This window comes from Aggregatibacter valvarum (genome assembly GCF_980468985.1).
The window spans coordinates 706,946-727,890 of the sequence record NZ_OZ413141.1 but is presented as its reverse complement, the minus strand read 5'-3'; the positions used below and the strand labels follow the sequence as shown (position 1 = coordinate 727,890).

17 protein-coding genes and 2 pseudogenes are annotated in these 20,945 nt (G+C 41.9%); 5 read left to right on the top strand and 14 right to left on the bottom strand.

Translation table 11 applies throughout. The features are described 5' to 3' along the window. Positions 1 to 14: 14 nt before the first annotated feature. Genes aroC through seqA form a run of 4 tightly spaced genes read right to left on the bottom strand, consistent with a single transcriptional unit; the run spans position 15 to position 6,493 of the window. Positions 15 to 1,088 carry a chorismate synthase gene (gene aroC, locus AC30SF_RS03435; RefSeq protein WP_489607556.1) on the bottom strand — a complete coding sequence of 358 codons (1,074 nt, stop codon included), beginning with the start codon at positions 1,086 to 1,088 and terminating at the stop codon, positions 15 to 17. Between the two features lie 22 nt (positions 1,089 to 1,110). Continuing rightward, on the bottom strand, positions 1,111 to 4,437 hold the full coding sequence (mscK, locus tag AC30SF_RS03430) for a mechanosensitive channel MscK (RefSeq protein WP_489607555.1): 3,327 nt from the start codon (positions 4,435 to 4,437) through the stop codon (positions 1,111 to 1,113). A 2-nt stretch (positions 4,438 to 4,439) separates the two neighbouring features. After that, on the bottom strand, positions 4,440 to 5,861 hold the full coding sequence (gene menE / locus AC30SF_RS03425; RefSeq protein ID WP_489607554.1) for an o-succinylbenzoate--CoA ligase: 1,422 nt from the start codon (positions 5,859 to 5,861) through the stop codon (positions 4,440 to 4,442). Positions 5,862 to 5,866: 5 nt separating this feature from the next. Continuing rightward, positions 5,867 to 6,493, bottom strand: a complete 627-nt coding sequence (gene seqA / locus AC30SF_RS03420) for a replication initiation negative regulator SeqA (RefSeq protein ID WP_209362813.1) — start codon at positions 6,491 to 6,493, stop codon at positions 5,867 to 5,869. 86 nt (positions 6,494 to 6,579) lie between these two features. Here seqA and AC30SF_RS03415 point away from each other — a divergent pair, with 86 nt between their 5' ends. From AC30SF_RS03415 to fur, 4 genes are all read left to right on the top strand, one after another. Further along, positions 6,580 to 7,380: an alpha/beta fold hydrolase gene (locus tag AC30SF_RS03415; RefSeq protein WP_489607553.1), complete on the top strand. Its 801-nt coding sequence runs from the start codon at positions 6,580 to 6,582 to the stop codon at positions 7,378 to 7,380. 130 nt (positions 7,381 to 7,510) lie between these two features. Then, positions 7,511 to 7,789 carry a LexA regulated protein gene (gene ybfE, locus AC30SF_RS03410; RefSeq protein WP_315542589.1) on the top strand — a complete coding sequence of 93 codons (279 nt, stop codon included), beginning with the start codon at positions 7,511 to 7,513 and terminating at the stop codon, positions 7,787 to 7,789. Positions 7,790 to 7,797: 8 nt separating this feature from the next. Further along, positions 7,798 to 8,322, top strand: coding sequence for a flavodoxin FldA (gene fldA, locus AC30SF_RS03405; protein ID WP_021617022.1), 525 nt, complete (start codon positions 7,798 to 7,800; stop codon positions 8,320 to 8,322). A gap of 19 nt (positions 8,323 to 8,341) precedes the next feature. Further along, entirely contained in the window at positions 8,342 to 8,782 is a 441-nt protein-coding gene (gene fur, locus AC30SF_RS03400; protein WP_295976370.1) for a ferric iron uptake transcriptional regulator, read from the top strand. 74 nt (positions 8,783 to 8,856) lie between these two features. Here fur and rlmKL read toward each other — a convergent pair whose 3' ends face one another. After that, positions 8,857 to 11,004, bottom strand: a complete 2,148-nt coding sequence (rlmKL, locus tag AC30SF_RS03395; RefSeq protein WP_489607552.1) for a bifunctional 23S rRNA (guanine(2069)-N(7))-methyltransferase RlmK/23S rRNA (guanine(2445)-N(2))-methyltransferase RlmL — start codon at positions 11,002 to 11,004, stop codon at positions 8,857 to 8,859. Between the two features lie 264 nt (positions 11,005 to 11,268). On the opposite strand from rlmKL, the gene AC30SF_RS03390 reads away from it, so the two are divergent. Then, positions 11,269 to 12,324 (top strand): transferrin-binding protein-like solute binding protein, encoded by a 1,056-nt coding sequence (locus AC30SF_RS03390; RefSeq protein ID WP_489607551.1) that lies wholly within the window; start codon positions 11,269 to 11,271, stop codon positions 12,322 to 12,324. Between the two features lie 53 nt (positions 12,325 to 12,377). Here the strand turns inward: AC30SF_RS03390 and AC30SF_RS03385 are convergent, their stop codons facing one another. From AC30SF_RS03385 to AC30SF_RS03345, 9 genes and pseudogenes are all read right to left on the bottom strand, one after another. Next, positions 12,378 to 12,992 (bottom strand): hypothetical protein, encoded by a 615-nt coding sequence (locus tag AC30SF_RS03385; RefSeq protein ID WP_489607550.1) that lies wholly within the window; start codon positions 12,990 to 12,992, stop codon positions 12,378 to 12,380. A 137-nt stretch (positions 12,993 to 13,129) separates the two neighbouring features. Continuing rightward, positions 13,130 to 13,288: pseudogene (locus tag AC30SF_RS03380) on the bottom strand (7-cyano-7-deazaguanine synthase); the annotation flags it as partial. Further along, positions 13,288 to 13,659: pseudogene (locus AC30SF_RS03375) on the bottom strand (THUMP domain-containing protein); the annotation flags it as partial. The pseudogenes AC30SF_RS03375 and AC30SF_RS03380, both read right to left, overlap by 1 nt. A gap of 165 nt (positions 13,660 to 13,824) precedes the next feature. Continuing rightward, positions 13,825 to 14,721, bottom strand: a complete 897-nt coding sequence (gene cdd / locus AC30SF_RS03370; protein WP_489607549.1) for a cytidine deaminase — start codon at positions 14,719 to 14,721, stop codon at positions 13,825 to 13,827. 112 nt (positions 14,722 to 14,833) lie between these two features. Continuing rightward, positions 14,834 to 15,931: an extracellular solute-binding protein gene (locus AC30SF_RS03365; protein ID WP_315543702.1), complete on the bottom strand. Its 1,098-nt coding sequence runs from the start codon at positions 15,929 to 15,931 to the stop codon at positions 14,834 to 14,836. Positions 15,932 to 16,061: 130 nt separating this feature from the next. After that, entirely contained in the window at positions 16,062 to 16,835 is a 774-nt protein-coding gene (potC, locus tag AC30SF_RS03360; RefSeq protein ID WP_489607548.1) for a spermidine/putrescine ABC transporter permease PotC, read from the bottom strand. Next, positions 16,835 to 17,695, bottom strand: coding sequence for a spermidine/putrescine ABC transporter permease PotB (gene potB / locus AC30SF_RS03355; protein ID WP_489607547.1), 861 nt, complete (start codon positions 17,693 to 17,695; stop codon positions 16,835 to 16,837). The genes potC and potB overlap by 1 nt, the downstream gene beginning before the upstream one ends. Continuing rightward, positions 17,679 to 18,797: a spermidine/putrescine ABC transporter ATP-binding protein PotA gene (potA, locus tag AC30SF_RS03350; protein ID WP_489607546.1), complete on the bottom strand. Its 1,119-nt coding sequence runs from the start codon at positions 18,795 to 18,797 to the stop codon at positions 17,679 to 17,681. Before potA ends, potB begins: the two co-directional genes overlap by 17 nt. Positions 18,798 to 19,059: 262 nt before the next feature. Further along, positions 19,060 to 20,904: a hypothetical protein gene (locus AC30SF_RS03345; protein ID WP_489607545.1), complete on the bottom strand. Its 1,845-nt coding sequence runs from the start codon at positions 20,902 to 20,904 to the stop codon at positions 19,060 to 19,062. Between the last annotated feature and the right edge of the window lie 41 nt (positions 20,905 to 20,945).

Below are 20,945 nucleotides of genomic sequence, written 5' to 3'. Positions count from 1 at the left end.
GTCCCTGTTGCAAATTATCGACACTGCGCTTGAAATCGTAATAAATGATCTAACAACACAATTGCCATCATCGCTTCGGCAATCGGCACGGCGCGAATCCCCACACAAGGATCATGGCGACCTTTGATCACCACCTCTACGGGTTCGTTATTAAGATTGACGGAATGCCCCGGAAGGGTGATGCTGGAGGTAGGTTTTAACGCAATGGTCGCAATAATCGGTTGCCCTGAGCTAATACCGCCCAAAATGCCGCCCGCATGATTAGAAAGAAATCCTTCCGGTGTCATTTCATCACGATGTTCACTGCCGCGTTGTTCTACGGCGGCGAAACCATCGCCAATTTCTACGCCTTTTACCGCGTTAATGCTCATTAAAGCATGTGCTAAATCCGCATCCAAACGGTCAAATACCGGTTCGCCTAAGCCTACCGGCACATTCTCAGCGATAACGGTTAATTTAGCACCAATGGAATCGCCCTGCTTTTTCAATTCACGAATTAATTCATCGAATTTTTCCACCGCACTTTTATCCGGACAGAAAAACGGATTGTCATTCACTTCCGCCCAATCGATGTTTGCAAGAGATTGGGGCGCGATTTTTACCTTGCCGATTTGGCTTAAAAAGCCGCGAACTTCAATGCCGTATTGTTCACGTAAATATTTTTTTGCAATAGCGCCTGCCGCCACACGCATGGCGGTTTCACGGGCAGAAGACCGGCCGCCACCGCGATAATCACGAATACCGTATTTTTGCTGATAAGTGAAATCGGCATGCCCCGGACGAAAACGATCTTTGATTTCGCCATAATCTTGCGAACGTTGATCGCCGTTTTTGATGATCATGCCAATGCTGGTGCCCGTGGTTTTCCCCTCAAAGACGCCCGATAAAATTTGCACTGCGTCGTCCTCACGACGTGGCGTGGTGTAACGAGAGGTACCCGGTTTACGGCGATCTAAATCCGGCTGAATATCGGCTTCCGAGAGCGCCATATTCGGTGGTACACCATCGACAATACAACCTAATGCAATGCCATGAGATTCACCAAAGGTGGTTACGCGAAATAATTGCCCAATCGTATTTCCTGCCATAATCTTCTCTCTTCAATTCGATTTATGATTTCACTTCCACCAACGGCATAATCGCCCCGGTATCTTGATTTTTGATAAAGACATCAAGCTGATTGAAGGCGATCTCAATGTTATGTTCCGCAAATAATTCATTAATACGGCGGTTTAACGCATCAATGGTATTATTACGTTCGGAGAGTTGAGACACATAAACCCGCAATTCATGATCCAAGGTGCTGGCGCCAAAACTGATGAATAAAGCACTTGGCTCAGGTTCTTTCATTACATTAGCTTGCTCAGCCGCCGCTTGTAATAATAAACGCTTAACTAAGTCTAAATCGGATCCGTATGCTACCCCGACCGAAATCACTAAACGGGTAATGGTATTGGATAACGCCCAGTTAGTGACCTGTCCGGTCACAAAAGATTTATTCGGCACAATCACTTCTTTACGATCAGGATCGATAATCGTAATTGCGCGAATACGAATTTTCGCTACCGTACCGGTCACATCGTTAATGGTGACGGTATCGCCCACTCGAATCGGACGTTCAAATAAGAGAATGATACCCGACACGAAGTTCGCAAAAATTTCCTGCATACCGAAACCGAGACCCACAGAAAGTGCGGCGAATAACCACTGCAATTTAGACCATGACATCCCCAAGGTGGCAAATGCCCATGCGCCTCCAATAGCCACTAAGAGATAGGTTAATAAGGTATTAATCGTATAAGGCGTGCCTTGCGACAACTTCACACGGGAGAAGATCAACACTTCTAAAATCCCCGGCAAGTTGCGCACTAAAATGTAAGTAATACCGATAATCACTAACGCCATAAGTAAGTTAAATAGCGAAATACTTTCGGTTACGACACCGGCTTCTGTTGTCGTTGTTTGTTGCCATAAGGTAATGTCGCGTAGATAACTTGCTACGGTGACTAGATCTGACCACACATAATAGAAAATCGCAAACAATGCCGTCCAAATGAATAAATCGGCAAAGCGCAGTAACTGGCTACGGACTTGATTAACGGCCATACCCTCTTCTTGTTCGCTCACCACCACGATATCCTCTGCAGAGGATCCATCATTGGCTTTCATAGCTTTTTGCTGACGTTTTTCTTGCACGCGACGGTATGCTAAACGACGGGAGGAAACCGTAATCGCACGATATAGCGTGTAACGAACCAGAGACCAAATCACCCAAGCGATGTAGGTGTTAATCATGTGGTTAATCAAGTTAAGTGCGGTGTAGTAATAACCGAGCGCGACCAATACAATCAATCCGACCGGCACTAATTGCAATAAAATGCGGACAATTTTTAAAACCAGTTCATCTCGATGATCACGATTTGTCTGGCCTAATGTTTTTGAAGCTCTACGAAAACGTGGCGCAATAATAGCAATACAAAAAATCAAGGCGACCATGGTATTCAATTCGCCAAGCACATCATTGGCTAAACCGCTGTCCATGACATTACTGAAAACCGAGGTATTCAATAATAATACTACCGCGACAATGATTCGTTTCGTCACCGCTCTCAGTTTTTCCGCTTCATCCTGAGAAAAACCAAAATGACGAACGGAGATACCATTCGGTCGTAAAAGTGCAAGCACAAAGCTAAAGAACCACCAATATGCCGCCATACTCAACGACCATTGCCAAAATTCCGCCGGATTTCGAACAAAGAAAAAGCCTAACAGTTGGCATACGGCTAAAAACCATAATGTGGATGGCAAAGCGATAATCGCTGTCAATAAAAGTGCCATTGGCGTATGCCACTGACTGTCGGAACGAAGTGTATTAATTTCACTGTTAATGGTAGCTAAACGTTGCTTAATCAGTGTTTTAAATCTGAAAATAATACCGCCAATCAGTACCAAAATTGCCACAAACATGAGTAAATAAGGCAAATTATCAAAATTACTCGGGAAACCTAATTTTTTACTGATTCCCTCAAATTGCTCGCCAAGTGACATCGGTAACTGCTTAAACCACGCTAAATTGATCGGGTTATTGCTTTTGACCCAAAAGCTTTGCTGATCCAACTTCGCCTGAATTTGATCGCTAAGCTGTGTAATTTGCTGTTGTGTCAATTCTAAAGAAATCGCTAAATTCAGCTGATTATTTAAGGACTTAATCACATCTGAAGCAATTTTACGGCGCTCCGTCAACAAATTAGTAAGCTGTGCTTTTTCTTCTGCCGTAAAGGTTTGGTTCTGGTCGACTTGAACTTTCGCTAAATACGCTTCCAAATCATAAAGCTCATTGCGGCGTTGGGTCATGTCAAAAATCTGTACACGCAAATCGGCAATTTGTTTTGATAATCCTTGGATATTCAAGTTTGTCGGCAATTTTTGTTTTTGCTGTTGAATAATCCGTGACAACACCAATGTGCCTTGCAACGCACTAATTTGTTCATCAATGGTGCGCTGCGTTTGCGTTAAGCTTTCTAGAACACTACGCATACGCAATTCATCTTGCGTTAACGTGTTGGTTTTTTCCGTTTGTTCCAATAAAAATTGGCTCAGCTGGGCATTACGCTCTAATTCTTTTTGAATGTAATTATTTTTGACCGCACTTTGACTTTGTTGCTGTACTTGCTCAACCTGATTTTGTGTTTGTGCCAAATGCTGTTGATTAATCGCCTCTTGAATGGCCGCAATCTGTTGTTGTAGCACTTGCGCACGAGCGTTTAATAAGTCATAACGGCTTTGATACAACACCGTCAGTTGATCGCTGTTTTTCAACAAAATTTGATTGTAATTATTTTTCAGATCAATCAATTGTAACTCTAACTGAGCCTGCTGTTTCAATGCTGCTGAAGTCGTACTATCGCCAAGCTTTTGATTAAGCTCTTGCGCACGCTTCAAATTGGCGGTTAATGTGGCTTGCGCCCGCTCGGATACTGAGCTTTGCCCCGCCAATTGGCTATTCACTGCCCCTAACGCCGATTGCGTTTCCTGTTGTTGTTCGATTAATTTTTCAAGCTGAGCCTGTAAATCTGCTAAGCGACGAGATTGATAATCTGCCGCTTTTGCCGTATCCAATTGCTTTTTCAGCGTTTGTAATTCGGCATTATTCTTCTGAATCTCAGCATCTGCCCCATTCAATGTGGCTTGTAGCGTCTCATTGGCCTTTTGCTGCGCTTGAATTTGTTGCAATAAATCCAAAGAGGTTTGAATGTCTGTGACCAACGTTTGTTTTTCATCACCATCCGGCATTTTTTGTGCTGCGGCAAGATCTGCCTTGAGACTTTTTTCTGTTGGCAAAGACAGGGTATTTTGATCGGCAAAGGCACTTTGTGAGAGCGCCATGTTCAAAAATAAGGCAGCACAAAGTGCGGTTAAAAACGCGTTTATTTTCATATTTATCCTAATTGTTTCGCTAGCCAGCCTGCTAACGTTTTCCGAGAAACTTTGATTGCACCGTCGCTTAAATTTAACGGCAATTCATAATAGGCAACAGGTTGTTTAAAACGTTCCAATCGCCCTTGTAAAAATCCGTTCAGATTTTCCACCGCACTTTTTGTCGATTCTCGCCATTCTACAATGGCCACCGGTCGTTGACCAAACTCCGGATCGGTGACAGGCAACACAAAAACCTGTTTGACTAAATCAGACTGCAAAATCAGTTTTTCAATTTCTTCCGGCTGAATGTTTTCCCCACCGGAAATAAACATATTATCAATTCGCCCTGAAATCACAAGTTCACCGTCGTGCCACACACCCTTATCTTTGGTAGCAAACCAACCTTGTTCGTTAAGAAGAGAAACGATGCGGCCCTGTTGCCAATAACCTAACGCCAAGCCTGCACCGCGCAACCAAATTTCTTCATTGTGCAAACAGTATTCACGTCCAGCTAAGGGCTGTCCTACCCCGTTTTTTTCATCACTTTGTTTAGCAAACACCGTGGAGGCCATTTCTGTCATGCCATAACCGGAATAACTTTTCACACCAAGACGATGTAACGATTGTGTCAGTGCTAACGGAATATGTGCCCCGCCAAGCAATACGGCGCGTGTTTGTATTGCTGTTGGTTTTTCCTGCAAATACTGTAACCAGCGTTGCACTTGCGTTGGCACTAAGGAGACATGAGTCACCTGATTGACGGCCGCATAAAAATCCTCACCGGGTAACACCAAGGTTGCCCCAGTCGTCAACCAACGCCACACAATGCCTTGCCCGGAGACGTGATACAACGGCAATGAAAGCAACCATGAATCTGCCGCACCAAATTGCATTAAATCACATACGCCTTGTGCGTTTGCATAATGTGCTTGCGCATTATGCACAACGGCTTTGGGTAAGCCCGTGGAACCTGATGTGAGCGTCATGGTCGCCGGTTGCGTCAAATTAACGGGAAAATCACCGAAAGCTTCGATTTTCTCTGCCTGCTTTATGGCATCCGAAAAGATAAAAAAACACTTAAAAATCTGACCGCACTTTTGTTGTTCTGTAGCACATTCTGCCTGATCTGAGGTAAAGAAAAAATCCGCATTATAGGCTTGGCAAAGCGCAATACGTTTTTCCAGTGGAAACATGGGATTGAGCATTAAAACGCGGGCACCGATTTGAATCGCCGCTAAATAAAACAGCACCAGTTCTAGACTATTTTTCCCACACAATGCGATGCCCTTTTGTGGCTTCACACCAAGATGTTGCAAATACGTGGAGATTTGCTGTGTTTTTTTGAGGAGTTGCGGCCATGTAAAAGCGTCGCCTTGCAAAACTTGCAAGGCGATTCGCTTGGAAAATAGAGGAGATTGTGCAAATTGCTGACCTAGTGCCATAAGCGTTAATTTGCCGTAAAAAATGACCGCACTTGATCAATTAAATATTCCGGCAAATGCATGGACTGCATAGCCCCTTCCAACATAAGCATTTTACGACCACTGTTGGTATTCGTGATTACCCAATACGGGGTGTCAGGAATTTGTTTCGGTTTCGTGTGATTCCCTGCCATCAGCAAGGTGCCTTCATCACGGGCAAAATAAACACGAGTTCGTCCTTGTAATGATTCGGTTGCGAGGGCAAAACCTTCCGGATTGGTTCGGTATAAAATCGTCAGAATATTTAAGAAACGAATGACCGCTTTATTTTCTTGTTTAAATGCTTCTGAGTTAAGTAACGCTTCTAATTTCTCAATGGTTTTTTGCGTCACGGCATCAGGCTGCTTTTTCACAGCAGGCTTTATTGCATCGCTTGATTCCGGCGCTGCATTGACTTTTTTGGCGTCCTGTTTCGTGTTAGCGGAAGAAGAATGTTCAACAGGGGAAGATAAACTCTCGGCAAAAGGAACATAACTGTTCTTCGTGGAAAGATTGAGCAAACGACGCAAAATATCCGAAGCGCTTTCACCAATCGATTGCGTATTACCGGCAATGTATTGATAAAGCTCTTCATCCACTTCGATAATTTTCATTTTCTCTCTCCACTTGCTTGATCTCTTTAACCTTTTGACACATTATAACGAGCTATAAGCAAATTCTCCAGCCCCAAATTTAACCGATGAAAAAATTACTCAACTTCCAATTTAATGAATTAAAACAAGCAATTAATAAACCGGTTTTGGTGTTCATTCACGGTTTATTCGGCGATATGAATAACTTGGGCGTCATCGCTCGTGCATTCAGTGATGATTATTCCATTCTACGGGTGGATTTACGTAATCACGGCTTGAGTTTTCATTGCGAAGAGATGAATTACGATGCCATGGCAGAAGATGTCTTTGACGTAATTCATTCTTTAAGCATTCGTGAAGTGATTTTAGTCGGGCATTCCATGGGCGGAAAAACCGCTATGGTTTGTGCGGCAAATTACCCTGAATTCGTCAAAGGATTAGTGGTGATTGATATTGCGCCTGTCGCTTATGGCGAACATGGGCACGATGACGTATTCAATGGTTTGTTTGCTGTAAAAAATGCTCAACCTCATACCCGTCAAGAGGCTAAGCCCATTTTAGCGCAATATATTCAGGATGAACGCGTACAACAGTTTATGTTGAAATCCTTTGATGCCTCAAGTGCCGATTATTTTCGCTTTAATTTGAGCGCACTTAAACACAATTACCCTCACTTAATGGACTGGGAATCACGCTACATCACACAACCTTGCTTGTTTATTAAAGGCGGCAATTCCTCCTATATTTTACCCGAATACACCGATCGGATTTTATCCCAATGCCCACACGCGGCCTCCTTCACCATTAACGGTAGCGGACATTGGGTTCATGCGGAAAAACCGCAATTTGTTATCCGTGCAATCACACATTTTTTAAATAGAATTGATAGTCACGGGGAATCTAAATAGAATTTCATTTGCCTGTTAATTATGATATAGTTTTCTCCCAAATTTGGTTGTGGCTTATCATTATCACTTCTGAAATAATTCTCTTTACTAAGAATGGCAGAAGTCAACTTACAGGCCAGTGGTTAACAAAATGGCAAAACAAGATTCTGACTGTATTACTTTAGATTTATTTAGCGAAATTCGTAGAGTTGGACGTCCGAAAACCAATCCACTGAGTCGGGAACAACAAATCCGTATTAATAAGCGCAATCAATTAAAACGTGATAAATCCTGTGGATTAAAGCGTGTCGAATTAAAATTGCATGCGGACTTGGTTCAACAATTAGAAGATTTAGCATCCCTACGAAATGTGAATCGTGCCGAGCTTATTGGCACAATTTTACAAGATTATTTTAACATTAATAAATAGGTAACAAGATGGCTGTTGTCGGCTTATTTTATGGTAGTGATACTGGCAATACAGAAAACATTGCCAAAATGATTCAAAAACAATTAGGCAGCGAATTAGTTGATATTCGCGATATTGCCAAAAGTAGCAAAGAAGATATCGAGGCTTACGATTTTCTCTTATTCGGTATTCCGACGTGGTACTACGGTGAAGCGCAATGTGACTGGGATGACTTTTTCCCAACATTAGAGCAAATTGATTTTACGGATAAACTGGTCGCCATCTTTGGCTGCGGCGATCAGGAAGATTATGCAGATTATTTCTGTGACGCCATGGGAACCGTGCGTAATATTATCGAGCCGCACGGTGCGATTATTGTCGGACATTGGCCGACAGAAGGTTACAACTTTGAATCTTCACAAGCATTAGTTGACGATGATACGTTTGTCGGATTATGTATTGATGAAGATCGTCAACCGGAATTAACGTCTGAACGTGTCAACAAATGGGTTAAACAAGTTTATGACGAAATGTGTTTGGCTGAGTTAGCTTAATAGCAAAAAAGGAGCTGTTATGTCTGAAGAAAACATCAAATTATTAAAAAAAGCAGGATTGAAAATTACGGAACCCCGTTTGACGATTCTTGCTTTAATGCAAAAACACAGTGAACAGCATTTTTCCGCAGAAGATGTTTACAAAATGCTATTGGAGAATGGTTCAGACATTGGTTTAGCGACGGTATATCGTGTTTTAAACCAATTCGATGAAGCTAAAATCTTAATTCGCCATAACTTCGAAGGAAATAAATCGGTTTTTGAGTTGGCGCCAACCCAACATCACGACCATATTATCTGCACCGATTGTGGTAAAGTGTTTGAATTTAATGACGAATTAATTGAAAATCGCCAAAAAGAAATCAGTAAACAGCACGGTATTGAACTCTCCAGCCACAGTCTATATCTCTATGGCAAATGCAGTGACATTAATCAATGCCCAGAAAACAACAAAAAATAATGCCATAAAAAGAACCGAATGTACGATGCATTCGGTTCTTTTCATTTTAATCATCTTCTTTTGCTAAACTTGCCTTATTTCAACGTCACCAGCCAACAATTATGAATTTGCTTATTACGTTCAAAATCCAACGGCAAGGTTTTGTGAGAAATTTCCACCGCACTTAAACCTAATTCTTCCAACTTAGCAAAATCCATTTTGAAACCGCGTTTGTTGTTAGAGAACACAATGGTGCCGTTCGGGCGCAGAATGCGTTTTAAATTCGTCATTAACTTAATATGATCCCGTTGCACGTCCCAACTGTCTTCCATGCGTTTAGAATTGGAGAATGTCGGCGGATCAACAAAAATCAAATCAAACTGATGATCGCATTTTTCTAACCATTGCAGGCAATCCGCTTGAATCAGTTTGTGCTGTTTGCCTTCAATGTCGTTCAACAACAAATTCTGTTCCGCCCAGTTGAGATAGGTATTTGACATATCCACGGTTGTGGTAGATTTTGCCTTACCCAACGCTGCATGCACTGTTGCCGAACCGGTGTAAGCAAACAAATTGAGGAAATCTTTGCCTTGCGCCATTTCGCCCAACATTTTACGGGTCAGGCGGTGATCCAAAAACAAGCCGGTATCCAAATAATCCGTTAAATTCACCCACAACTTCGCGCCATATTCGTTTACATAAAAATACTCGCCTTTGTTCGCCAATTTTTCATATTGATTAGTGCCTTTTTGTTTTTGGCGCACTTTTAAGATCAACTTATTGGTTTCAATGCCGGTAACATTCAACGTAGCATTGACCGCATCCAACAAGCGTTGGCGCGCTTTATTTTCATCAATATTTTTCGGCGCGGCATATTCCTGCACCACAATGTGATCAGCATAACGATCCACCGCCAAATTGTATTCCGGCAAATCCGTGTCATATAAGCGATAAGCATCTAGTCCTTGCTGCTTCGCCCATTTCTCAATTTTCTTGATATTTTTTTGCAGGCGATTCGCAAAATCCACCGCGACGTCAGAAGACACCGAAGAAGTGCGGTCAAATTCTACGGTGTTTTCTACCGCACTTTGCTCTGCGCGCTCGGCTATTTGATAATTTTTCTGTACGCAATCTAACGGGCCGTTTTTCGCTTTAAATTGACGGTGAGAACGTAAACGCAAGCAATCCAATAGACTTGGTTCACCGCTAAAAATAGACGCATTCCAGCCGGCAAATTGTTGTTTCAAGCGTTGCCCAAACACAGAATATAAGGCAATCAGCGCCGGCGTTGTGCCTAAACGTTCTCCGTACGGCGGGTTACAAATCACCGTACCTGCCAAATTCGGACTTGGATTTTTTATCGCCGCCACATCGCCCTGTTGCCATTGCATCAGATGCGCCACGCCCGCATTTTTGGCGTTTTGTTTGGCTTTTTGCAACACGCGATGATCCAAATCGAAACCATAAAAGTGCGGTGAGTTTTCACGTTGTTTTTCGGATTCCGCCAAAGCTAAAGCCGCTTCCTTCACCTTTTCCCACGCTGCCTGATTATGCCCTTGCCAAAAATCAAAGCCCCAATGCAAACGATATAATTGCGGTGCGATTTGTGCTTCCATTTGTGCCGCTTCAATCAATAGCGTACCGGAGCCACACATCGGATCCACCAACGGCGTGCCTCTTTGCCAACCGGAACGCAGCACAATCGCAGCTGCCAAGGTTTCACGCAACGGCGCTTTGCCGGTGTCTTCGCGATAACCACGCATATGCAGCGCATCACCACTTAAATCGAGAGAAAGGACCACGTCATCACGATTTAAATACGCATGAATACGAATATCCGGTTGTTCTTTATCCACGTTTGGACGAGCGCGACCATGGCGTTCAAAATAATCCACAATCCCGTCTTTTACACGCATCGCGCCAAATTGAGTATGACGAATTTCTTGGTTTGTACCGTTAAAATCCACGAAGAAATGGACTTTTTCATCAAAATAATCCAACCAATTCACGCCCACCACCGCAGAATATAAATCCAAATCGCTAAAGACTTTCGCTTGCACGATAGGCAATAAAATGCGTGAACTCAAACGGCTCCAAAGCAAAGTGCGATACAGCGTTTCATCATCCGCCCAATAATGCACGCCGCCTTGCGCGACTTTAGCATCCTGCGCGCCTAACTCGGTCAATTCGGATTTCAAAAGCTCTTCAAACCCACGGGCTGTAGTGGCAAAAAGTTGTTTCATAAGGTCTCAATGGTTGGAAAAAATTGGCGGGGATTATAGCAGTTTTAAACTCTAAGTGCGTTGAAGTGCGGTGGATTTTACGGATATTTTAGATTCACTCTGAAAACCGACCGCACTTTTTTGCTGTTTTCTGTCTATTTTATAAAACCTACTAATTTGCTTTGTTATTATTTTTTGGTATTATTTTTTGGTATTATCCTGCCCGTCGTAAATGACGATAAATGACTACCACTCTCTTTACTATATTGTAAATAAGGAGCACTAATGAATAAATTCAATTTATCTATTCTCGCTGTTGTTACTGCATTAAGTTTATCCGCGTGCTCATCCAGCGGTAGTGATTCAAATCATACGGATAACACCAACAACACCATCACTCAACCGGTAACTCCGAGCCAACCAAACAACCAAACAAATCAGCCGGCAACACCAAGTCAACCAAGTAATCAAGTTACCCAACCAACAGCACCAAACCAGCCGAATAATCAGGTAACACAACCGACGACGCCAAATCAGCCTAATAATCAAGTGGCGCAACCAACTGAGCCAAACCAACCAAGTAATCAAATTAAACAACCGACAACACCGACCCAACCATCAGATCCAAGCACACCGGTATCAATTGTGGGCATTCCAACCAGTGGAAAATATAATGGTGTCGCTTATGAATATAAAAGCGGTGATGTAAATGACAAAATTGTGAATCCCAAAGTACATCGTTTAAGTTCAAACAATATCGATGTATTAAACGTTGACGGGAAACGAATTGATATTGCACCCGAAGGTGTGAATCCAGGATACACTTATTTGGATAAGGACGGAGAAACCCGTTTAAGTACCGGTGCCTTTGTTAATGGATTAATCTTCATGTCCAGCACAAGAAACGGCATCTATCAAAACCAAAAAGACGGCAAAACCTATGTTTATGTACAAGGTGAATTAACCCCGGTAAATGAAATTCCACGTACAGGTGAAGTACGTTATCTTGGATTAAGTAGCTACCATGTCAACAACGAAACCCTAAATGAGGGAGCTTCCGACGTCAACCCGCCAAGATGGGGAATTGTCGGTATTGATATGACCGCTAACTTTGATGAGAAAAAAGTTGATGGCCAATTACTGGCAACCGGTTATCCGGATAACGTTGTTTCTAAACTGGAAGGTAAAATCTCCGGTAACCAATTCAGCGGAACAAAAGACGGCACAACCATGCAAGGAGCCTTCTTTGGGAAGGATGCTAATGAAATGGGCGGTATTTATACTAACCAAGAAAAAGGCTTTAGCGGTGCATTTTCAGCCAAAGCTAACTGGTCAAAATAAATCTTTCTATATCACCACATACCCACGCTCAACCGTGGGTATTTTTATTATATTTATAAAATCCTTTTTATTTTTTCTGCAGATTTAAAGATTTGATTTCTTGATATAATATAAAGAGAAAATATAAACATAAAAACACAAAATGCAAAAATCTCTAGTTTTTGGACATCTGATAATCCACCAATATCGACTATAGGAATAATTAAGAAATAAAGTCCCGCAAGGAATACAGTTGTTGAATAAAATATATTAAAATACTTTTCAACGACATCAACTTTATTAATAACAACATTCAAATGACCATCAATAATACGTAAAAACTTTTGCGCTTTTTTGAAATCAGATAAAGGAATATTTTTATCTTTAGAAACAAACAAAATACTTCTTCGAATACTCTTATCGACAGAAATGCCAGATGTCATCACAAAGACTCTAGACTTTACTTCTTCTTGAACTAAGTCATCTAACTCAGAATCAGTAATCATGTCATTTAACTCTAACAATTCTTTAATTCTAGAATTTTTCTTAGATATTAAATAACGATGAACATACTCTATAGAATTAGATCCCAAAATCTTTAATAAAACTTGAACACATAACCAAATCAATAAAATATAAAAAAAAGGAAAATCATTAACTTTCATTAATTCAATAAACATATTTTCCATACCATCTCCTTATAAAAAAATGAATCAGCAATATTCTCACTAACAAACTGCCAAGTATTCCTCAAAAGAATATTCACATATCATATTAAATTAAACTAGGTTTTGCATACCTGTCAGAAAAAAGAGTGCTATTTTTTCTAAATGTTTTTTGTTTCGAGTTCCTGTAAATATGCTTTCAATCCGCGTTCGCGCAAAACGCAGCTAGGGCATTCGCCGTAGCCGCCTTCGACGCCGTTGTAGCAGGTGTGGGTGTGTCGGCGGATGTAATCAAAGGCGCCGAGTTGATCCGCCAGAGCCCGTGGCGTTCAAAATAATCCACAATGCCGTCTTTCACACGCATCGCGCCGAATTGGGTGTGGCGAATTTCTTGGTTCGTACCGTTAAAATCCACGAAAAAATGAACTTTTTCATCAAAATAATCCAACCAATTCACACCCACCACAGCAGAATATAAATCCAAATCGCTAAAGACTTTCGCTCGCACGATAGGCAATAAAATGCGTGAACTCAAACGACTCCAAAGCAAAGTGCGATACAAGGTTTCATCATCCGCCCAATAATGCACGCCGCCTTACGCGACTTTAGCATCCTGCGCGCCTAACTCGGTCAATTCAGATTTCAAAAGCTCTTCAAACCCACTGGCTGTGGTGGCAAAAAGTTGTTTCATAAGGTCTTAATGGTTGGAAAAAATTGGCGGGGATATAGCAGTTTTAAGCGACTCAGTGCGTTGAAGTGCGGTGGATTTTTTAAGAGATTTTGAATCGATGATAAAATCTCACCACACCTAAGCGGACACCATAAAGGTACGTTCACTGTATTTTATTCAATGCCATTAGGTCAAAATGTACTCTAACTTAACCTTCGTTAAACTTCCCAGCAAATCCTCTGCCATCCTTTTATAACTGAGCGTCTGTGATTTTTCTACCATCACCGCACGGGTAATGTTTTCTACGGCTTCGCCACTTAATATCAGATAATTCAATGCCACCTGCATTGCCGGTAGGCTTGGGTTAAACGCCGCATTTTCCGCATAACTGCCGTGATAAATGTGTTGATCTTGCGTTTGCAATGCAATGCCATGGAAGGAATTTGAATAAGGCGCATGTGCTTGGTTAGCCATCGCAAGGGCTTGTGAAATCACTGGGTCGTTGCTGTTTAAGGATAATTGATTGTCATGTTGATCCAGCAAATGTAGCTGAATATTTAAGTTTTTTGGTCCGAATGCATCAGGTAAATATTGGTGCAATGGATTATTCTGGCGATGCGGTAAATGAATTTGTAATCTTTCTGCGCTATTTAACTCATTCATAAACTGGCGACAATGGCCACATGGCGTGTAGTTGACGCTAATATCGGTGATTTGTTTTTCTCCGCACATCCAAGCATGACTAATCGCACTTTGTTCGGCATGGATGGTTTGTTGAATATCTGTTTGGCAAAATTCTTGATTCGCGCCAAAATAAAAATTGCCGCTCACTCCTGTGACGATCGCGCCAACATTAAAATGTGAGATAGGCGTGGTGGCATAACAAGCGGCAATAGGAAGCAGCTGAAGGGAGAGTTGTTGAGGAGTGATTTGATGTTTGTTGCACAAATGCTGTACGGAAAAGTGCGGTAGGAATCCCACAAATTTTTGCTCTTGTAAAATAAGCCAAATATCCTGAGCCAACAGCACATTATCAATTTGGGACAACGCGTGGTGAATTTTGTCTGAAATTGGTGTTGCCATAATCATCTCCTTTTTCGTTTTTAATGTCCTTATCTTAGCACTGGATAAAAAAAGTGCGGTTGAAAATTAATATAAATTTCGACCGCACTTTTGTGATGGCTATGAGAACAAATTATTTCGCTGCTTTCAGTTCTTGATAATATTGTTCGTAGTATTGAATCGCATCACCCACATCATCTTGCCAATGGCTATTTTTTAACACTTCAGCCGTTGGATAGATTGCCGGATCTTCCGTGATTTCTTTTGGTAACACTTTTTTCGCTTCAAGGTTCGCCGTTGGGTAACCAATTGCCAAGGTTAATTTTTCAGCGGCTTTCGCACCTAACATATAGTTGATAAGTTTGTGTGCACCGTCCGGATTTTTAGAGGTAACCGGAATGGCTAAAGTATCCACCCAGAGTACCGGCCCTTCTTTTGGGAACACCATGTCTAAAGGTGCTTGTTCTTTTTTCGCAATACGCACAGAACCGTTCCATAATTGACCCACTTCTACTTCACCGGAAATAAAAGAGTTCGCCGGGTTATCAGAGTTGAAGGAAAGCACATTCGGACGTAATTTCAACAATTCCTCATAAGCCTGTTTGATAATTGCCGGATCTTGCGTATTAGGATCTTGACCAATTTTCAATAAGGCAATGTTGAATACTTCACGGGCATCATCTAATAATTGTACTTTATTCGCAAATTCCGGTTTCCATAAATCACCCCAAGAGGTGAAATCGGTGCCTTTATAGCTATTGGTGTTGAATGCAATACCCGGTGCACCTAATAATTGTGGAAGGGAATATTTGTTGCCTTTGTCGTAAGGCTTGTCGAGCCAATCAGGGTCTAATTCTTTAATGACAGGTAATTTGCTGTGGTCAAGTTCTTTTAACATACCTTCGCGTGCCATTTTGGATACGAAGTAGTTAGACGGCGCAATCACATCATAACCGCCGGCAGCCCCCTGCGTTTTTAATTTCGCATACATTGTCTCGTTTGATTCAAGACTTGACACAATCACTTTAATACCGGTTTCTTTGGTGAAATCGTCTAAAAGACCATCCGGTACATATTCAGTCCATGTATAAAGATACACGGTATCATTTGCAGGCGCTTCAGCTTTAGGGGCTTCCGGCGCGGTTTGCGCTTGTTTATTGTCTTTTTCGTTACAACCGGTAAGGGCAACGGCGATCATACTTGCGGTGAATAAACCAGCAAATTTTTTCATTTTTGTTTGTTCTCCGTAAAAGAGGTGAAAAAAAACCACCTGCATAAAATGCAGGTATAAAAAAACGCCTTGATTGTGCGTCAAGGCGTATTGTATGTGATATTAAATTATTTGTGAAACATTATTACCGCTAGATGTCTTTGTGTTTTCTGCCGATAAATTGGCTGACGACCACGAGTAATAATGAAAGCACAATCATGATGGTTGCAAGTGCATTGACTTCCGGTGTCACCCCGGTTTTCACCAAGGAGAAAATACGCAATGGTAAGATTTCATAGCTTACACCGCTCACAAAAGACGACACCACAACATCATCTAGCGAGATGGTAAAGCTTAACAACCAACCGGATACCACCGCAGGTAACGCAAGCGGCAGGATGATTTTGCGTAAAATCGTCACTTCACTGGCACCCAAATCTTTCGCGGCTTCTAACATTCTTGCATCAAAACCGTTTAAGCGAGAGAAAATGGTCACGGTGACATACGGCAAACAGAAGGTGACGTGGGCGAGCAATAGCGACCAGAAACCTAAAGAAATGCCAACTACCATGAATAAGGCGAGCAAAGATACCGCCATCACGATATCCGGAGACATCATTACGATAAACAACATGCCACTCACCGCTTGTTTACCACGGAAACGATAACGATAAAGCGCAATCGCAGTTAAACCGCCTACAATGGTAGCGAGGGTTGCTGCAAAGAAAGCAATCGTCACAGAGTGTACTGCCGCTTGAATAAGCGTGTCATTATTGAAAAGACGCTCGTACCAGTTCCAGCTAAAGCCTTTCCAACTTAAACCATAACGGTCTTCGTTAAAGGAGTTAGTCACCAAAATAATAATTGGGATATACAAATAAGCGTATACCACAAACATAAAGATATTACGTAGTAAACGGCCCATTATTCTAACTCCACTTTCTTATTCAATAGTTTATTGGCACGGTAGTACACAAAAATTAACAATGCCATGAGAATTGTTAATCCGATACTGATGGCAGAGCCGAACGGCCAGTTGCGGGAAATTAAGAATTCACTCTTAATCACGTTACCCACCAGCAACACTTTCGCGCCGCCAAGTAAATCGGCGACATAGAACATGCCCATTGCCGGCAATAATACCAACAGGCAACCTGCCACAATGCCCGGCATGGTGAGTGGTAAAATCACACGGAAGAAACGTTGGAACGCATTGGCACCTAAGTCTTTTGCCGCTTCTAATAAACGTCCGTCTAATTTTTCAATCGCGGAGTAGAGTGGCAAAATCATAAACGGTAGAAGCAAATAGACTAAACCGATGATCACCGCCACCTCTGTGTTTAGAATGCGAATCGGTTCACTCAAAATGCCCATGTCCATCAACATGGTATTCAATATACCTTTCACACCGAGGAACACTTTCATACCGTAAATACGAATCAGCGAGTTTGTCCAGAAGGGTAACACCACAAGGAACAATAAGAGCGGTCGATATTTCGGGTGAATTTTGCTGACCATAAAGGCGAACGGATAACCAATGAGTAAGCAAATAATGGTGGCAATGCCCGACATATACAATGAGTTCCACACCACCTGCGCATAAAGCGGATTAAACAGATTGATGTAGTTATCTAAGTTAAATGGCAATGCATAAAAGTTACTACCATCTCGGGTTAAGAAACTTACGACTAATACCAATAAGTTTGGAATTAGCACAAAGAAAATGAGCCAACCGAAGATAATCGCAACAGTAATTTTCTGAAATTTATTATTGATTATCTTCATCGTTGAGTACAACCTCCCAACCTTCGTGCCAAGTAATCCCTACACGTTGACCAATACTGTGATCCATATGAGGATCGTCTTCATTGAAAAACTCGCTCACTAACACACGTTTGCCGTTGTGCTCGAATTCTACGGTAGATTCAAGAGTCATACCTTTGTAAGTGCGGTCGATAATGTGACCGATAATCGCATTAGAATGTTCGTGTTCATCCAGCTCTTCAATCACAATATCTTCAGGACGAAGCAACACTTGAAGTTGCTGATCTTTTTCGACCGGAATATCGGTATAGATATCGCAAATGCGACCTTCCACATTAGTAAGCACCACGTTGTCTGATTTGCGTTCAATCACGGTTGCATCAAAAACATTAATTTCGCCGATGAAACGTGCCACAAACAAGTTTGCCGGATCTTCATAAATCTCACGTGGAGAACCGTCTTGTGCAATTTTACCTTTACGCAATAAGACAATACGATCAGACATCGTAATGGCTTCTTCTTGGTCGTGTGTAACGAAAATAAAGGTAATGCCTAATTGGCGTTGTAATTGTTTTAACTCGTATTGCATTTTTTTACGCAATTTGTAGTCCAACGCAGAAAGAGACTCGTCCAGCAATAAGACTTTAGGTTTATTGACGACCGCACGGGCAATCGCGATACGCTGTTGTTGTCCGCCTGAAAGCTGGGTTGGTTTACGTTCCGCCATTTCTTCTAACTGCACCATACGCAATGCCTCTAACACACGAGGTTTGATCTCGCTTTCCGGCACTTTTTGCATGCGCAAACCGAAAGCCACGTTTTCAAAAATCGTCATGTGCGGGAACAAGGCATAGCTTTGGAATACGGTGTTGATGTGACGTTTTTCTGCCGGCACATTGGTAATGTCTTCACCGTCCAAAATAATGTTGCCAGAATCTAATTCCTCCAATCCGGCCAATAAACGCAACACGGTAGTTTTACCACAACCGGATGGGCCAAGAATGGTGACAAATTCACCGTTATTAATGGTTAAATTAAAATCGTTAATAATGGTATTGGAACCGTAGGATTTTTTGATTGAACGAAGCTCAATAATTGGCTTGTTTTGAACCGAGTTTTCCACTTTCTTTGGTTTTCTCCCTAATGTACCGACATTTTTCGGTAAAAATTAGAAACAAATACTTATCATAAAAGATAAGCGGCGATGATAAAGATGAGTTGCTAATGATATAGTGATTATCCCCCAATGAAAAGACATTAATCACAAATTTAACTGCCTCTTTTTACACAGACAAATTAACCGCTTTTACATTTAAACTTGCTACGTAGCATACAAAAAAATGTTCAGGTTAAATCTCTGTCAATGCAAGGCATAATAGACCCCATTAAGGGGCATGAATAATCACAAAAGAGGCGTCATCGCCTTTGGTAACCCAAAGCACACACGTCTTACCGGCATTTTCTTTCGGCAATTCAATGGTGGTTTCCCCTTTCTCATTGGTTGCTTGTGCTTCTCTTTCTTCTGCCGTTGCCGTCACGAGACGAATGGTTGCGCCCTCAATCGGTTCGCCGGTGGCTAAGGATTTTACCTTAACGACATACTTACCACTATCCTCCATCTCCGTTGTCACGTCAAAATCGGTTAAAACAAGCAAGCGATAGTCCGTCAATTTGTCTGTCACCTGATCGATGTCATTTTTGACCGCACTTTCCACTTCCGTTTTCTCTGCCGGTACAGGAACTTCAGCTTTTAACCAAAAAATGCCCTTAGAAGGTAGCCCTTTTTCAGCTAAATCCACGGAAAGAAAATCAAAGTAACGTGGATTTTCACCTTCGGTATGTAACGTCTCTGTTTTGAAAAGCGTTGCTTTTTCCGGCTTAAAGACAGCCAAATCTGATGGTTGAAGAGATGGCGCGCTCCAATTAATCATTGAAAGTACTTGTGTTTTCGATAATGGTGCAACATCTAATGTTACACTTTGCGCATTACGTATTTTTAAATTAATTTTGCTATTCCAGTATTGCGGAAGAAGATCATCTTGACCGACAAACTCCACATGATGCGGATAATGAGGTAAGCAAGCTAAACTACCTAATGGATCTTTAAAACGATAGCCCCCTTTTGCGGTGAACTCATTATTTAAAATAAAATACACGCAACGTTCTTCCGGTACGCTCAGACGAAAAGCCGTTTTTGTCGTATAAGATTGCCCCTCACCAAGAAGCTCCGGCTTAATCACCTCGCCCTGCAACAGGGCAGATTCATTTAATTTTTCATAAGACCACGTTTCACCTTTCGGCAAAGCCGGCAGTAACACCGCAACCAAACTATCCGCAATATCCTCTTCATTCACTTCGTTGTTAAAATGCAGTGTTAGCACCTGATCAAGGACATCTTCCTCATCATTTACAAAAGAGAATGTGCTTTGTGTATTTTTCAAACTAAATTCATTCGGAATAGCAATTAGGGGAATGCCAACATCTTTATCCAATGTATTTCCGCCTAATTTCGATTGTAGTGACTTCAAGAGGCTAATTTGCACAAACTCATCCTCTTGTGTTGCGAGCGCTAACGGCTCAGAACGAATCCACGCTTCAAGCTGATTATCAGAATAGGTGACGTTAAAAGGCAACGTTTTTATTAGCGTAGCCTCTTTTCCCTTCGGTTGTTGAACTAACTTAAATTCAATGGCGTGTTCCAGCACTTTCGGATCGACCGGATGAGAAAAAACAATATGACCCACTGCATAATGCTGTCCTGAAATAGCATCTTGAGAAAATTCCCCTTCCGCACGGACGACACTAAAGGGTGCTGTTTTGACCGTTTGAGGTTGGGTAACTTCCGGTGCATAGGATAAGCTTGCGTTAAGTAGTTGTCTATCTAGTGTCACCTGATATTCTTGCCCCGCCGCCCAATCTTGCGCCGGCAAAAAAGCCAGTGCGTGTTCATTTTCCCATGTCCACTGCCCTTTCACTGATGGAAGAAGCTTAATGCCCTGCGCAATAGGTGCTTTTACTTGATTCGGTGCAACAATATTTGCGCTAAAATCAATCACTAACGGTGCAATTATTTCTCCCCCTTCAGCCTGATACTGTGTTGGTTGAATCGGGTTTAACGTGATTTTAACCCCATTAGGATCGTTGAATTTTTGCTCTTGATGCCAGTAATATCCACCACCGACAACCCCGCATACAAGAAGTCCCAAAAACAAATATGTCGATTTTTTCATTTATTGATGATCTCCGCTATTTAACAATGCGATATTGCGTA